15 protein-coding genes are annotated in these 16,311 nt (G+C 40.6%); all 15 read left to right on the top strand.

The annotated features are described in order from the left end of the window. Positions 1-39: 39 nt before the first annotated feature. The 15 genes from T543_RS06860 to flhA all read left to right on the top strand — a co-directional run bounded on the left by T543_RS06860 (position 40) and on the right by flhA (position 16,310). Positions 40-441: a TIGR02530 family flagellar biosynthesis protein gene (locus tag T543_RS06860; RefSeq protein ID WP_035767131.1), complete on the top strand. Its 402-nt coding sequence runs from the start codon at positions 40-42 to the stop codon at positions 439-441. A gap of 203 nt (positions 442-644) precedes the next feature. After that, the gene (locus T543_RS16225; RefSeq protein ID WP_051638603.1) at positions 645-3,377 is read left to right on the top strand and encodes a flagellar hook-basal body complex protein; all 2,733 of its coding nucleotides are present in this window, start codon (positions 645-647) and stop codon (positions 3,375-3,377) included. A gap of 977 nt (positions 3,378-4,354) precedes the next feature. Beyond that, positions 4,355-4,960 (top strand): hypothetical protein, encoded by a 606-nt coding sequence (locus tag T543_RS15170; protein ID WP_051638602.1) that lies wholly within the window; start codon positions 4,355-4,357, stop codon positions 4,958-4,960. Positions 4,961-5,419: 459 nt separating this feature from the next. After that, a complete protein-coding gene (locus T543_RS06845) occupies positions 5,420-5,668 on the top strand; it encodes a flagellar FlbD family protein (RefSeq protein WP_035767130.1) in 249 nt (82 codons plus the stop codon). Positions 5,669-5,747: 79 nt separating this feature from the next. Continuing rightward, a complete protein-coding gene (locus tag T543_RS06840; protein ID WP_035767128.1) occupies positions 5,748-6,551 on the top strand; it encodes a motility protein A in 804 nt (267 codons plus the stop codon). After that, positions 6,551-7,531 (top strand): OmpA/MotB family protein, encoded by a 981-nt coding sequence (locus T543_RS06835; protein WP_035767126.1) that lies wholly within the window; start codon positions 6,551-6,553, stop codon positions 7,529-7,531. Before T543_RS06840 ends, T543_RS06835 begins: the two co-directional genes overlap by 1 nt. A 111-nt stretch (positions 7,532-7,642) precedes the next feature. Further along, on the top strand, positions 7,643-8,176 hold the full coding sequence (locus T543_RS06830; RefSeq protein WP_035767124.1) for a flagellar basal body-associated FliL family protein: 534 nt from the start codon (positions 7,643-7,645) through the stop codon (positions 8,174-8,176). Positions 8,177-8,241: 65 nt separating this feature from the next. Further along, positions 8,242-9,225 (top strand): flagellar motor switch protein FliM, encoded by a 984-nt coding sequence (gene fliM, locus T543_RS06825; RefSeq protein ID WP_035767123.1) that lies wholly within the window; start codon positions 8,242-8,244, stop codon positions 9,223-9,225. A gap of 4 nt (positions 9,226-9,229) precedes the next feature. Continuing rightward, positions 9,230-10,474 (top strand): flagellar motor switch phosphatase FliY, encoded by a 1,245-nt coding sequence (gene fliY, locus T543_RS06820; RefSeq protein WP_035767122.1) that lies wholly within the window; start codon positions 9,230-9,232, stop codon positions 10,472-10,474. A 25-nt stretch (positions 10,475-10,499) separates the two neighbouring features. After that, on the top strand, positions 10,500-10,844 hold the full coding sequence (locus T543_RS06815) for a flagellar biosynthetic protein FliO (RefSeq protein WP_035767121.1): 345 nt from the start codon (positions 10,500-10,502) through the stop codon (positions 10,842-10,844). 3 nt (positions 10,845-10,847) lie between these two features. Next, on the top strand, positions 10,848-11,780 hold the full coding sequence (gene fliP / locus T543_RS06810) for a flagellar type III secretion system pore protein FliP (protein ID WP_242839489.1): 933 nt from the start codon (positions 10,848-10,850) through the stop codon (positions 11,778-11,780). Positions 11,781-11,827: 47 nt separating this feature from the next. Next, complete coding sequence (gene fliQ, locus T543_RS06805; RefSeq protein WP_035767119.1) at positions 11,828-12,097, top strand: flagellar biosynthesis protein FliQ; 270 nt, start codon at positions 11,828-11,830, stop codon at positions 12,095-12,097. 16 nt (positions 12,098-12,113) lie between these two features. Beyond that, positions 12,114-12,893, top strand: a complete 780-nt coding sequence (gene fliR, locus T543_RS06800) for a flagellar biosynthetic protein FliR (RefSeq protein WP_035767118.1) — start codon at positions 12,114-12,116, stop codon at positions 12,891-12,893. Then, entirely contained in the window at positions 12,880-14,028 is a 1,149-nt protein-coding gene (flhB, locus tag T543_RS06795) for a flagellar biosynthesis protein FlhB (RefSeq protein WP_035767117.1), read from the top strand. Before fliR ends, flhB begins: the two co-directional genes overlap by 14 nt. Before the next feature lie 218 nt (positions 14,029-14,246). Then, on the top strand, positions 14,247-16,310 hold the full coding sequence (gene flhA, locus T543_RS06790; RefSeq protein ID WP_197023941.1) for a flagellar biosynthesis protein FlhA: 2,064 nt from the start codon (positions 14,247-14,249) through the stop codon (positions 16,308-16,310). Position 16,311 lies beyond the last annotated feature (1 nt).

Here is a 16,311-nt window from a genome sequence, read left to right as displayed (position 1 = left end):
GTTCATAGCTTAGTTATTGTTTGCGGAAAGGAGTATGACATGAGAATAGAAAACAACGGTCAATTCCTTTCAATTGAGCAGGTTCAGAGTCAGCTTTACCCAAAGGGTACAGAGAGGCAGGCAGCAACTCCGGGGCTTCAGAAGTCAGAATTTGGCAAGATCTTAAGCCAGATCGAAGAGTCAAGGGAAGGCGTCAGATTTTCAAAGCACGCATCCAACAGACTTAACGACAGAAATATAGAGCTTACGGACAAACAGCTTGAAAGACTCAATAACGCAAGGAACCAGGCTAGTGAAAAAGGAATAAATGAATCACTTATTCTGGTGGATGAACTGGCATTTATAGTCAATGTACAAAATGGAACTGTAGTGACCGCAATGGATAGCCATGAAAGTGGCAGTAACGTATTTACAAATATAGATGGAGCGGTAATCGCGTAATCTTACAGCAAAAAAGGAATAAAAGAAATTGACCGGACCGAGGGCAGGCGCCCGCAAGCTTACCGAATGTAAGTATCTAAGGAGGTCATAGAGCTTTTGACTGACAGATAAAGCTCATTCGTTTCCCAATCTTTTTTTCCATGCTGAAAAAGAATACCGTAATTCCGTCCTTCTAGGCTTTATGTATCAGGAGGACATGCCTTATGATGAGATCACTCTTTTCTGGTGTAGCTGGACTGAAAACGCACCAGGTAAAAATGGATGTTATTGGTAATAATATTGCCAATGTTAATACAACTTCCTTTAAATCTCAGTCCATCACCTTTAGTGATCTGATGTATCAGACCACACAACGTGCATCCAGGGCAACAGAGACAACAGGTGGTGTTAATGCGCGTCAGATAGGTCTTGGCGCAAAATCAGGCGCTATTGCAACAGCTATTGAGCAGCAGGGCGCAACTGAGACCACAAATAATCCTTTTGATATGAGAATCACCGGTGATGCATTCTACATCGTAAACAACGGAAATGAAACTCTTTATACAAGAGACGGTTCATTCTACGTTGACGGTGCAGGAAACCTCGCGATGCAGTCTACAGGTTACTTCGTATATGGCTGGACAGCAGTGGAAGATGAGCAGACCGGAGAGATTAGCGTAAATACAAACGGCGGTATAGGTAAACTTCAGATCATGTCAGCTGAAAACCAGACATATCCGCCGGAAGGCACTACAGAAGCAGTTGTAAGCGGAAATATAGATGCTAACGACACCAATGTTACAAGCGACGCAGGAAAAACAGTTACTCTTGAGTTTTATGATAACCTGGGCTACCTCTACACAGCTAAGTTTGCAGTAAGAGATGTCAATGATGTCGAGCATACATACTCAATGACACTTGAAGACATCCTGGACGCTAAGGGAAATACTATTGGAGCACAGAAACTTAGTAATGTTTCATTTACAGATAGTACAGATGGGAATGGCGCCCAGAATTATCCTATAAGGGCTTCCTACACTAAGGAAGTGACAACGGCAGACTATAGAATGTCCGGCCGTACAACTACTAAAACTACATATAAAGATTCGATGGGACAGACAGCGTACACAATACCTACGACAGGGACAATTGAAGCGCTTGCTGAAAACTATCCCGGATTTTTAACTAACGTATATGCGGGAACAGGCGAAGTAACAACGGGATATTATGAAGTAAATAGTGATGGCACAATCAGCGTTTTCCAGACAACAAAGAGCGATGATCAGTCCGTAAGCGATCAGGAATTTGCAAGTTATTATATTTCAGCGACTTCAGCTGACAGAATAAGCTTTAAAGGAAAGGCTACAGATGGTCTGAGTATTCCTCAGAATTTTTCTTCAAAAGAAGGCGTATCTGAAAAAAAGAAAGATATATTGAACGATTTATATGGAATTGATACTGATGCTATATTTGATGAGTATCCTGATGCGACTAATATGAAAATAACTCCATCAAAGGATGGTATGTCTGCAAATATTGAAATGACAACTACAGTTCCCGGTTCGGCAACAAGTCCAGCTACTGGATATGACTTTGATAAAGTTGGTACTGATGGAAAATCCACATATACTTACGGTGGTACAGATCCGGTAACATATATCGCTATTGCTACAAAAGGAACCTTTAATTCGACTACAGGTAACTTTAATGATTTAAAAAATGTGTTTGGTTTAAATGAAGCAGATTACACTGCAAAGGATGCAAGCGGCAACAGCAGAGAGTTTAGTTATACAATAGATGACGATGGAAATATAACTATAACAACAAAGACGGCTGTAACAATTGCTGATAATCTGAATAATCCATATAAGATTGAAAAAGAATTTTATGCTAAGGTTACAGCTTCTACCAACACAGTTACATATAACAGAGTAAGTTCGGGAGAAGAAACTCCGGCAATCGCTTTGTCAGGGACTCTTGGAACCACAGAAAAGACAGTTCTTCGTACTGTATTTGGATATGAATCTGATAGTGACAATGTAACTTATGAATTATCTGCGGATGGAACAGACTTAACTATTTACAACAAGGGAGATAGTGAAACGTATTCAATTAAAGAAACAACCGATCCTGTGCAGATGGATGTTTCTGTAGAAGTTGGGCCGTCAACAGCGACTTACACTAATAATTCATCCGGTAAGGTTATTTATGACAGCATACCAAGAAGCGGATATGTAAGTGATCTAATGGATGCTACTGCAACATCCGGATTCTTTATGGATGTTTACAATTATGCAACAGATACTGAAGCAGTAGACTACGAGAATTTAACTTATAACATTCTTGATGATGGACAGGTTCAGATAGTAAGTAACTATATTACTCTTAAATATGATGCAAAGACCGGTGATATAGTTTCTCCTGAAGGTAAGATAGTGCTCAATTTTAATCAGGATGCAATCATCGATGGTCAGCCCAAGATGGCAGGATTTACAGATGTAAACATGGATCTGTCATCCACAACAAACTACAACACTAGTGCTACATCCACTATCGGAGCTGTCAAGGGTGACCTCCAGTCTCTTAAGACAGGTAGATCTGTTGGTGAGATGAACGGTATAACAATAGGTAAGGACGGTACAATCTACGCAACATATTCAAACGGTCAGACAAAGCTTCTTGGCCAGATCGCAACAGCAGAATTTGCTAATGCATCAGGTCTTGAAAAGCAGGGTGATAACCTCTACGCATCAACACTAAACTCAGGTGAAGCTACAGTTCAGGATGTTACAATGGACGGCGGCTACATCACAACCGGTGTACTTGAAATGAGTAACGTAGATCTGTCCAGTGAATTTACAAACATGATCACAACACAGCGTGGATTCCAGGCTAACAGCCGAATCATCACCGTATCCGATACACTTCTTGAGGAACTTACAAACCTTAAGAGATAATGGAATTTAATAACTGATAATTACAGATATGCCCTCCGGACAGATAACTGCTCGGAGGGCTGTTTTTGAAGACAGAAAGCTTTTGATTTGGGATGCTTACATTGAATTATTATGATTTTTAATGGATTATATTCAATTATATTCAATTATATTTGAATTATAATGTGATTCACTGATTCACTGATTCACTGATTTAATGTTTGTGATTTAATGTTTGAAAAAGTCCTTGACAATGTTTCATTGACAGTAGTATTTTTATAAAAGTTTTGATTTCTTTTTGTTTTTTGTTCTGTGACATATGTCGTCACAATTTTTTCGGTTTGGTTTTGAATAGCCCGGTAGAACATGCAGGGTTAATCTATGAGTTAGAATATTTTTTACAGAGTTACAGTTTAAGGTTATGTTTTTGGCTGGAAACACGCCATTAGCAAGTGAACCTTATTTTGCGTGTTCTGTTTTTGGCTAGGATGCACGCGTGTTCGGACTGAAACAGGAAATGCGTGTATAGTTTCAGTAAATGTTGCACGCGAAAATAAGGTGGATGAGATATCGCGTGCCGGATGATGGAAAAAAGTACACGCGAAAAGCAGCTTGATGGATTATCGCGTGCCGGATGATGGAAAAAAGTACACGCGAAAAGCGGTTGGATGAATTATCGCGTGCTAGGTGAGAGAAAAAATGGCTGGTTTGGTTCAAAACAAATTGGCAAGTAAGACAGGTTGAAGCGCATACGAAATTAAACAATGAAAAAATGAGGATGAAAGAGAAAAGCAGAGGAGGAAACTGCGATTATTAATTATAAAAAGTGCTTAGAAGCACAACTTAGAGATTTAAATTGTCTTATAGACAGAACAGAAAAGAGAATTGAAGCTAATCAGTGTCCAGAGAGCAGGAAAGTCAGGATATCTTACAGAAAAAACAGATACCAGTATTATTTCGAAGAAGAAAAGAAGAGAGTCTTCGCAAGAAAAAGCGATATGGACACTGTAAGGAAGATCATTCAAAGAGACTATGATGAGGCTGTTTATGATAAATTGTTGATACTTCGTTATAGATTAGAGCGATTTCTTAAATTATATGATGTGAGTGAAATTGAAAATGTGTTCAATAAGCTCAGTGATGCAAGAAAATCTTTTGTTAAACCGATATATCCAAATGAAATCGAATATGTGAAGCTATGGAAAGAACAGCATAGAGGAAATCAGAATTCCTTTCCTCAGAAAATGTCATATACAACAGTGAACGGCGAAAATGTCAGGTCGAAATCCGAGAAGATTATTGCTGACATGTTTTACAGACTGGGCATTCCTTATTGCTACGAACCCAGGATCAAACTGGATGATGGAAGCTATTTATGTCCTGATTTTGCGCTTCTTAATGTTAAGGAGCGAAGGACTGTTTATTGGGAACACTTTGGACTTTTATCGGATGAAGGGTATGCGGATAAAACTTTTCGAAAGCTTAATGCATATGAAAAGAGTGGAATTGTACTGGGAAAGGATATTTTGTTTTCCATGGAAGCAGAATCAATTCCGCTGGATCTGAAACTGATAGAGCATAAAGCCAGGTTTCATTTGCTGTAAAGCACTAATATGATATTTTTCATAAAAATGCTAGAAAAAGTAGCCGAATATGATGCAATAAAATAAAATTACACATATTTGAGTGAAAAATGAAATAAAAATTCAGACGCCTGCACAGCAACTACATCTATAACAAATAAATGTAAGATTATCTCCCAAAAGCACAAATATAATAATAAACCAATAGAAAAATATTTATAAACAGAAGATAATAAATGTAATTATGCCCGCCCAATAAGAAATGTGTTTATTTAATCCACGAGATGTTGTATAATTTAATTTGAAGTATGCACTATATATAGCACGAAAAAATATTTCACAGTCGGCAAGCAAATTTGAATATTAATTTCAAAACCTATGATTTTGCTTCATTTTATGCGGACAAACGTTTATTTTGCGTGATAAAATGATAATAGTATTAGAATTTGAAAATAATATTTCAAGTTACAGGTGGTTTTTATGATAGAAATTACCAAACTTAACGGTCAGTCTTTCTTGGTTAATGAGAATTTGATAGAGACGGTTGAATCAAATCCTGACACGGTGATAATCATGGCAAATGGCAGGAAGTTTGTGGTTCAGGAATCAATAAATGAGGTATTGAGAAAGTGTAACGAGAGACTTGCTGCTTTAAATGGTTCAGAACTTGTATCTATGAGCGATATGGCTGTTAAGAGCAAGATAAATGCGGCAGTCCCAAAAATATGATATGAAGTTGTTTGAGGTGCTTTTGCCTGAAATGATAACGACAGTTAATAAAAGATACTAAATTGAGGGGGAAAAATAAGTGGATATAGCTTCATTACTTGGCGTAGGTCTTTGTTTTATATTCATGATCCTGAGTATTGTGTTTAGTGCCGGAATCACCGGTGTTAAATACTTCGTGGATGCGCCTTCTGCGATGATCACTTTCGGCGGAGCTTTCATGGCAGTTCTTGCGTCGAGGTCAATGCCCAGCTTTATAAACGGATTAAAGTCATATACGCTTATTTATAAGATGCCGGCAGATGATACCAAGGCGATCATCAAACAGATAATTGACCTGTCTAATACAGCAAGAAAAGAGGGACTCTTGGCCCTTGAAGAAGCAGCCGGTAATCTGGAAGATGCTTTTATGAAAAAAGGCATTGGACTTATCGTTGACGGTACTGAGCCTGAACTTGTTAAGGCTATTCTGGAAGCTGAAATAGACGCCATGTCTGAGAGACATAAAGAAAATTACACATTCTTTGCGGATGTTGCAGGTATGGGACCTTCCTGGGGTATGATCGGAACACTGCTTGGTCTGGTTCTTATGCTACAGAACATGTCAGATCCTTCTTCAATCGGACCGTCCATGGCCGTTGCCCTTATTACAACATTCTACGGTTCGGTTCTTGCTAACTGGTTTTGCTATCCTGCTGAGAATAAGCTTAAAGCAAGGGATAATGCAGAATATACAATGAAGAGTATTGTTATTGAGGGACTTCTTTCTATTCAGGCAGGTGAGAACCCGCGTGTTACTGAAGAAAAGCTTAAATCATTCCTTTCTCCTGCTAACAGAGCAGCATATGAAGCAGAGAACGGTTCAGGCGATGGAGGCGGAGAATAATGGCAAAGAAACCAGAAGAGATAAAACCCGGTTTGCCGGCCTGGCAGGGTACATTCGGAGATCTGATGAATCTGCTTCTGTGCTTCTTCGTTTTGCTTTTCTCAATGGCAAATATGGATGCAGCCAAATTCGAAGAAGTTGCAGCATCGTTCAGTTCAGCCTTTGGTATTTTTAACGGCGGTGAAAATGCATTCGGACAGGGCGCATTGGTAGGCGATGGTATTTCACAGCTCAATCAGCTGTCGAATTATATTATTTCAATGGGTATTTCCCAGTCGGGAGCCCAGATGGATGAGGTTACCGATTCTCAGGGCGAAGAAGAGGGTGAATCCGGTGGCGCAGGTGTTAATGATGAAGGTGATTCAGCCGGTTCTAATATAGGAAAAGGTGAAGAATCTGATTCGGAAAACAGTGCAGGCGAAGGTGGAGAAACAGAAGGCGAAGCTGAGAAGACTGAGGAAGAAAAAACGAAAGAAGCTCAGGAAACTCTTGAAGAGGAGCAGCTTAAAGCCTCCGAACAGCTTGCTAATGAAATAGAAGATACACTTGATGAGATGGATATCACAAATCAGGTTGATGTCAACTTTACCAGCCAGTATGTTCAGCTGACACTTCAGGGAGCAATCCTTTTTGACTCGGGTGATTCAACTCTTAAGGAAGAGGCATCGCCAATCCTTTCCAAGGTTGGAGCTGTACTTGAAAGATATGCAGGCGGAACAATTGAAATAGAAGGTCACACCGATAACGTTCCCATGCACAGAAGCGGCGGTAAGTATACCAACAATGATGAACTTAGTGACGGAAGAGCGCTTTCAGTATTCTATTACTTCCTGGAAAATACTACACTTGATCCTTCCAATCTTAAGCATTCCGGAAGAGGAGAATATGAGCCTGTGGCTGACAATTCAACACCTGAAGGAAGAGCAAGAAACAGAAGAGTAGAAATAAGGATATATAATCCGCTAAGTGCAATGTATTGATATTTGCTTTCATAGAAAAACAAGAAAAAGTAATGTAAGGCAGAAAAAACAATAAGCACTATTTAAATAACGCGACTTAAAATTTTTAACCTAATATCAGGGGGATAAAACATGAAAAAGAATCTTCTATCGATCATCATACTTGCTCTTTTACTTGTTAACACAGGTATGACGGGATTTATGATGCTGACAGTTATGACCACCAACAATCAGGCGGTTACTATTATAGGCGATATTGCTGCTGCACTGCAGATAGAAGCCAATGGTGGAGAAAACGGCCAGGGATTTTCGGGATCCGCCAGTGGCAATGTTGCAATTGAGAATGTAAAGAGTTACACAATTCCTGACATGACCATTTCGCTTAAGGACAGCGGAGATGGTAAGACACATTACATGCTGGCTACAGTTGTACTGTCTATGGATGGAAGTACTGAAGAATATAATACTTACGGAACAGAAGAGGCAATGCCTACTTATGTTGATCAAATAAAAGCTAAGATTACTAATGTAATTGGAAGCTATACTCTTGATGAGATCAAAGAGTATGAGGATGATGCAAGAGCTACAATACTTGAACAGATCCAGGAACTGTTCGGATCAAACTTTATTTATGACGTAAGCTTTAGTAGTAAAGTTTATCAGTAATAGATTGTGGGGAAAAGTTTTTGTTATGTTTTATTTTTGGGGAATAAAAGAGAGGTGATCTGCGTTTGAGTGAAGTATTATCACAAAATGAGATAGATAATCTACTCGCGGCGCTTAATACCGGTGAACTCGACGTGGATCAGATGTCCGCTGCGGACGAGAAAAAAGTCAAGGATTATGACTTTAAGAGACCGGCTAAGTTTTCTAAGGAGCATCTAAGAACACTTGAGATGATCTACGAGCATTACGGGAGACTGTTATCAACAACGCTTCCGCTTTACCTTAGAAAAAACGTACAGGTTACGGTTGCGAACTCCGAGACGGTTACCTACTCAGAATTCAGTAATGCGTTAAGTAACCCTGTAATACTTGGAATTATCAATTTCCTACCGTTGCAGGGAACAATAATATTGGAATTACAGGCAAATATTGGCTTTTCATTCATAGACAGAATGCTTGGAGGAGAGGGAAACGGTATTGATAAACCAAGGCCATTCACCGACATAGAGATGCCGCTTATTGAAAAGCTGATAACCATATGTATGCAGCTTATGGTTGAGCCGTGGGAAAACGTTCTTGCCATAAATCCTATCATGGAGAGGATCGAGACTAACCCGCAGTTTGCACAGGTAATTTCACCGACAGATATGATCGCTATCGTCACACTTAATATAAAAATAGGTGATACCGAAGGCCTTATGAATATCTGTCTTCCATATTTCACTCTGGAGAGTGTTATGGATAAACTAAATACCAAGTTCTGGTTTTCTACCATGCAGAAGCATGATGATGATACCTACGGTGAACACCTTGAGACCTTGGTAAGACATGTGGATGTGCCTGTTAAGGCAATCCTTGGAAAGTGTAATGTTTCCGTCAGTGATTTTGTATCGCTACAAAGAGGAGACATCATACGACTTGATAATCAGGTAAATAGTGAACTTCAGGTTTACGTTGGAGATATTTACAAATTTACGGCTTTGCCGGGAACTACTAAAGATAAATATGCCGTCAAAATAACGTCGGTTGTAAGAGAGGAGGAAGAGTAGCAGCATGGATGGAATGCTTTCACAGGACGAAATTAATGCACTGCTCGCCGGTATGGACACATCAGGTGGTGGAGGAGACGCTCCGGCCGCGGATGCTCCGGCGGATGCCCCTGCTACAGATGCTCCTGCATCAGGCGGTGGCGGATATGTTCCGGGAGAAATTGATGAGAGCCTTTTGACAGATGATGAAAAGGATGCAATCGGAGAGGTAGCCAATATCAGTATGGGCTCATCTGCGACAACGCTGTATTCACTTGTAAATCAGAAGGTTAATATCACAACACCTCAGGTTGAGCTAGCTAACTGGGGTACGGTTCTTAACAATTACGAAAAGCCCTGCGTATTTATACAGATCAAATATACAGTAGGTCTTGAGGGAACCAATATCCTTATTCTTAAGGAACATGACGTTATGGTTATCACTGATCTTATGATGGGTGGTGATGGTACAAATACTGAAGGTGAGGTTGGAGAACTTCAGCTGTCGGCTATTTCTGAGGCAATGAACCAGATGATGGGGGCTGCAGCTACATCACTTTCTACCATGACAGGTCAGAAGGTTGATATCAGTCCGCCGGTAGCGACGCTTCTTGATATGATCGATGATGATCCGAGCGAGATATCAGATTTCCTTACAGGTACATTCTGTAGAGTAACCTTCAAGCTCCAGATCGGAGAACTTGTGGATTCAACTCTTATGCAGTTATACCCTATAGACTTTGCAAAGAGTCTTAAAGATACGATTTCTGCTGATGCTCCGGCTGAAGAAGCTGCACCCGCACCTGAAGCTGCTCCTGCGCCTGCTCCTATGCCGGCTGCAGATCCTAATATGGGCATGGGTATGGGAATGCCCGATATGAGCGGTCAGACGGGTATGCCTCAGATGGGTATGCCTCAGATGGGCATGATGCCTAATATGGGTATGATGCCGCAGATGATGCCTCAAATGATGCCGGGAATGAATGTACAGCCTGCTCAGTTCCAGAGCTTTGCTCCTGCAAATCCTATGGCAGCGGGAGAAAATATCGGACTTATCAAGGATGTGCCTCTTGAGGTAACTGTTGAACTTGGAAGGACAGCCAAGGCAATTTCGGATATCCTTGATTTTGCACCCGGTACTATCATAGAACTTGAAAAGGTTGCAGGTGAGCCGGTAGATGTCCTTGTAAACGGCAAATTCGTTGCAAAGGGCGAGGTAGTTGTAATCGAAGAAAGTTTTGGTGTCAGAGTAACTGAGATTATTCAGTAAGATAAAGGGGAAAAGCTTTACAGCTATGGATGTTTCATCAGTGGCACAGCTTATTACCGTACTTATACTATTTGTGGCGGTCTTGGTACTTACTTATTATGTGACGAAGTGGATCGCCAAATATCAGCAGGTATCTACATCCTGCAGCAATATGGAAATTGTTGAAACCATGAGGCTGTCTGCAAGCAAATATATGCAGATAGTCCGGGTTTCTGATAAGTACCTGGTAATAGGTGTTTGCAAAGATACGATAACGCTCCTTGCGGAGCTTAGCAGCGATGATTATACACCGCCTGCTATACAAAAAAGCGAAGTTCCGGAATTTAGTAAGGAACTGGCTAAAGTAATGGAGAAGTTTAAAAAGAAGTAAGGTATGAAAAAGAAATGGGGAATGAATGATATAAAGCCACTGCTAAGAAAAGGCATATTATGTGCGTGCCTTTGCTTTGTTATGGCTTTTTTTCTTTTTGAGGCAGCTCCGCAGGTAGCATTTGCGTCCACCTCTTATGTGGATGATACGCATCCCACAGATCCTACAACCGACAGAGAGACCAATCTGACAGGAACAAGCGGTGAGAGGACCAACATAACTGATCCCGGATCTGCCAGAGATTCAGATGATTTAAAAGAACTGAATATCGCAAATACAGTAACTGTCACTTATGACAATGGCAATGGTACGATCAATGGCGCACTTAGAATCCTGATCACACTTACGCTTATTGCACTTGCGCCGACCATTCTCATAATGATGACTTGTTTTACCAGGATCATTATTGTGCTTCACTTTACGAGATCTGCAATTGGTACGCAGACTTCTCCGCCTAACCAGGTGCTTTTAGGGCTTGCACTTATACTTACATTTTTCATAATGCAGCCTACGATAGAGGAAGTATACAAAACAGCTATTGTTCCTTTTGAAAACGGAGAGATCGATCAGCAGGCTCTTTTTGACACAGGAATGATTCCCATCAGGGAGTTTATGTATGGTCAGACGCAGACTAAAGATGTAAGACTGTTTATGGAAATCGATCAGATAGAGTGGGACGGAGAGCTTGACAGCATTCCAAACGCAGTACTTGTTCCGAGTTTCCTTGTAAGTGAACTTAGGACAGCTTTTATAATAGGATTTTTGATATATGTTCCTTTTATTGTAATAGACATGGTGGTTTCTTCGGTACTTATGAGTATGGGTATGATGATGCTGCCGCCTACGACGATATCGCTTCCTTTTAAGATTCTTTTGTTCGTGCTTGCGGATGGCTGGAATCTGCTTATTGGAAGCCTTGTTAAGACATTTTATTGATTTAAAGACACAGAGACATTGAATACGATCTTGAAAGGAGGAGGAAAATGACAGTCGATGACGTTACAGCAATCATGGGTAATGGCCTATTTATGGTTATTAAAATAGCAGTACCTGTTCTTTTGGTGTCTTTGATAGTGGGTCTTGCTGTGTCTATTTTCCAGACAGTAACTTCCATTCAGGATCAGACACTTACATTTGTTCCGAAAATAATCCTGACATTCCTTGCGCTCATGGTGCTTGGAAACTGGATGCTCACCGAAATGGCCAATTATGTCATTAAGATCTGGCAGGATTTTAGCCTGTATATCCATTAGAGTAGGGGGATGCGGTTTGATAGATTATACCTTTACTTATGGCGATCTTGAGATATTTTTACTTATTTTGGTGCGTGTAACGATGTTTGTTTACGTTGCACCCTTTTTTAGTATGAGTAATACTCCGCAGAGAGTTCGTATAGGTTTTTCTGTGCTCCTTACGATACTTTTATACGGACTTGTTCCTGTAAAAACACTTGATTATGATTCGGTACTTGGATTTACGCTAATTGTGCTTAAAGAATTTGCGACCGGAATCCTTATAGGGCTTGGTGCACAGCTTTGCACACTTATATCAACCATTGCAGGTAACGTGGTTGACATGCAGGTCGGTCTATCCATGGTGCAGGTAATGAGCCCCGGCTCAAGGGAACAGGTGCCTGTTTCTGCCGGTATTTATCAATATGCGTTTATGGGAATGATGCTTGTTAGCGGACTATACAGATATTTTATTTCCGCGCTTGTTGATTCATTTACTCTGGTACCGCTAAACGGTGCGGTATTTAATACAGACAAACTGCTTGCTTCATTTATGAAGTTTATGTCGGATTACATGGTGATCGGTTTCAGGATCGCTCTGCCGATCTTTATAGTTACTTTTATCTTGAATGTGATATTGGGCGTGCTTGCAAGGGTAGCGCCTCAGATGAATATGTTTGCTGTGGGAATGCAGCTAAAACTTATAGTGGGATTGTCGCTTATGTATATTACAAGCGGCATGCTTTACGGGGCATCGGATTTTATCTTTCAGAGGATAAAGTTTCTGATGACGGAGTTTATCAATGATCTTATATAGGGAAAACGAAAAATTAAATAAAGTAATGCTTATTCCCTATGATCTTCAGTTCTTTGCAGACGGTCCGGGCGGCGAAAAGACAGAAGAACCCACAGCCAAAAAGCTCTCCGATGCAAGAGATGAAGGCCAGGTTGCAAACAGCAGAGAAGTTGGGAATGCTGCGGGACTTCTTGCGCTTTTTGTGCTCCTTAGGACATTGTATGGATGGATGGGGGATGGATTTAAAAATCTTTTTGACCATGTTTATATCCAGATACCCGAGTATATAAAACTGTATGATGGTTATGTTCCAATCCAAAATCTCAGGACAGTGATGAATACAGCGCTTTTGAGGGTAATGCTGCTTACACTTCCTTTTTTTGCAGTTGCTATCATTATTGCACTTGTTGCAAATATCGCTCAGGTAGGCTGGAAGATCACTTCCAAACCATTGCAGCCTAAACTTAACAAGTTAAATCCTATAAGCGGCTTTAAGAAGATATTTTCTACGAGATCTATTTTTGAACTTATAAAATCAATTGCCAAGATAGTCGTTATAAGTGCTGTTGTTTACAGTTATTTGACCGGGCTTGAAGCTTCGATTTTTTCCCTGTATGATATGCCTCTTAGGCAGGCGATCGGACTTATGGGGAGCATTGTTATAGACCTTGGAATAAGAATTGCCGCCATTTATATTATCATTGCTGCTGCGGATGTCATTTTCCAGCGTCGTAAGTTCAAAAAAGATATGATGATGACCAAACAGGAAGTAAAAGATGAGTATAAGAATAGTGAAGGAGATCCTCAGATCAAGTCGCAGCAGAGAAGACGAATGCAGCAGGCTTCTCAGAGGCGTATGATGCAGGAACTTCCAAAAGCGGACGTGGTCATTACAAACCCTACTCATTATGCTGTTGCAATAAGATATGACGCAGAAGAGATGGATGCGCCTCAGGTCATAGCAAAAGGTGAAGATTATCTTGCACAGAAGATAAAAGAGATAGCAAAAGAAAACGGAATAGAGATTGTTGAAAACAAGCCGCTTGCAAGGATGCTTTTTGCAAACGTTGATGTGGGCGAGTTTGTTCCGCCTGAGCTGTATCAGGCAGTAGCCGAAGTCCTTGCCTTTGTATATCATCTGCAGGGCAAGGTTTAAAATGTGAAAATAATAATGTAATCAGTAGAAAAGAATGTCAAAAGGCATTCTTTTTTATTTGATAGGTAATTCCTATCAAATAAAAAGCGCTCCGCTAAGGATGTTCCTAATTTCACCCCTAGTCTTGTGCTTTAATTTTTTCTTGAATACCATATATAGTGTGAGTTATACTAGATATGTATAAGTATGAATAAAATTATGGGGAAAGGGGGATGCAAATGAATAATTTTCTTAATATCGTCAAAAAACGTGCATTTGACTATGGTGTTGCGCTCTACTTTGTAGCAGCTGTTATGATGCTTATTATCCCTATTCCTACATGGCTTATGGATATTCTTTTGGCATTCGATATGTCACTTTCCTTTGTGATACTTTTTACCGCCATGTTCTCGCAGGAAGTTTTGGATATGTCCTTCTTCCCAACAATACTCCTTTTTACAACTATTTTCAGAATTGCGCTTAACGTTTCTTCAACGAGACTTATCCTTACCGGTGGAGATGCAGGACGGGTAATCGAGGTTTTTGGTTCATTCGTTGGTGCGGGTGACCTTATTATAGGTGCTATTGTTTATGGTATGCTTATTCTTGTTCAGTTCATGGTAATCAACAAAGGTTCTGAACGTGTTGCTGAAGTATCAGCAAGATTTACATTGGATGCTATGCCCGGTAAGCAGATGGCTATCGATGCTGATCTTAATACAGGCGCTATTTCCGATCAGGAAGCTAAGCTTCGCCGTGAGAAGATCCAGAATGAAGCAAGCTTTTTTGGAGCTATGGATGGTGCTACCAAATACGTAAAGGGAGATTCAACCGCAGGTCTTATCATCACAGTAATTAATATTGTAGGTGGTATCCTGATGGGTGTATTAAGACAGGGGCTTCCTGTTAATGAGGCACTTGATAAATATGCGATCCTTACCATGGGTGATGGACTTGTAAGTGCGATTCCTTCACTTTTAGTATCGCTTAGCACAGGTATTCTTGTAACCAAGGGCTCGAAAGAGGCGGACTTTGGTCCTGCTCTTATCGGACAGCTTTTTTCTATGTCCAAGACTTTGTACCTTGTAGGCGCTGTTGTTGCGGCGCTAGGTATACTTACGCCCCTTCCGAATATGCTTTATATCCCGCTTGGAATGGCAGTTGCAGGGCTTGGATTCCTTATGGACAGAGAGCAGAAGGTTGCAAGCACGGAAGAAGAGGTTATGGCTGAAGAAGAACAGCAGGCTGAGGAGATCAGACAGCCTGAGAATGTTACAAGCCTTCTTCAGGTTGATCCAATAGAGCTTGAGTTTGGTTATGGTATTATTCCGCTTGCTGATGTCAACCAGGGCGGTGACCTTCTAGACAGAGTTGTAATGATCAGAAGACAGATAGCTCTGGAGCTTGGTACAGTTGTACCAATCATCAGACTAAGAGATAACATCCAGCTAAATCCCAATCAGTACATCATTAAGATAAAGGGAATACAGGTAAGCGACGGCGAAATTCTTTTTGACCATTATATGGCTATGAATCCCGGAAATGTCGAGGAGGAAATAACAGGTATCCCTACGTTCGAGCCTTCCTTCCATCTGCCGGCTACCTGGATCACAGAGAGTCAGAGAGAAAGAGCGGAATCGCTCGGCTATACAGTAGTAGATCCGCCATCAATCATTGCAACACACCTGACCGAAGTAATAAGGAGCCATATCGCAGAACTCCTTACACGTCAGGATGTACAGAATCTTGTAAACAACTTAAAAGAAAACAATCCTGCTCTTGTGGACGAGCTTGTGCCTAAGCTTATGAGCCTTGGTGAAATAGAAAAAGTTCTTCAGAATCTCTTGAGCGAAGGTATTTCAATCAGAGATCTTGTTACGATTTTTGAAACGCTTGCCGATTATGCGGCTTCAACAAGAGATAGCGATATTCTGACGGAATATGTAAGACAGAGTCTTAGAAGAGCTATTTCAAGCAAGTATTTTTATCCCGGAGAAACCACCAGTGTTATCACTCTTGATCCCAAGATTGAACAGGAGATCATGCAGTCAGTAAAACAGACAGAGACGGGGGCTTATCTTACACTTGATCCCGCCAGGACCAAGGCTATACTCAAGTCGGTGGGAGAACAGGCTAAGAAGCTCGAAGATGCGGGCAGAATACCGATCATTATGACATCGCCTATAGTGCGCATGTATTTTAAGAAAATGACAGAAGATTATTATAAAGACCTGATAGTCATTTCATACAATGAAGTTGAACCAAATGTTGAAATGCAGTCAGTAGGAATGGTAGCGGCTTAAT

The organism is Butyrivibrio sp. NC2002 (assembly GCF_000702265.1).
In the GTDB taxonomy this organism is placed as follows: domain Bacteria; phylum Bacillota; class Clostridia; order Lachnospirales; family Lachnospiraceae; genus Butyrivibrio.
Note: the sequence above shows the minus strand (reverse complement) of the source record. Positions and strands in the feature narration are given on the sequence as shown.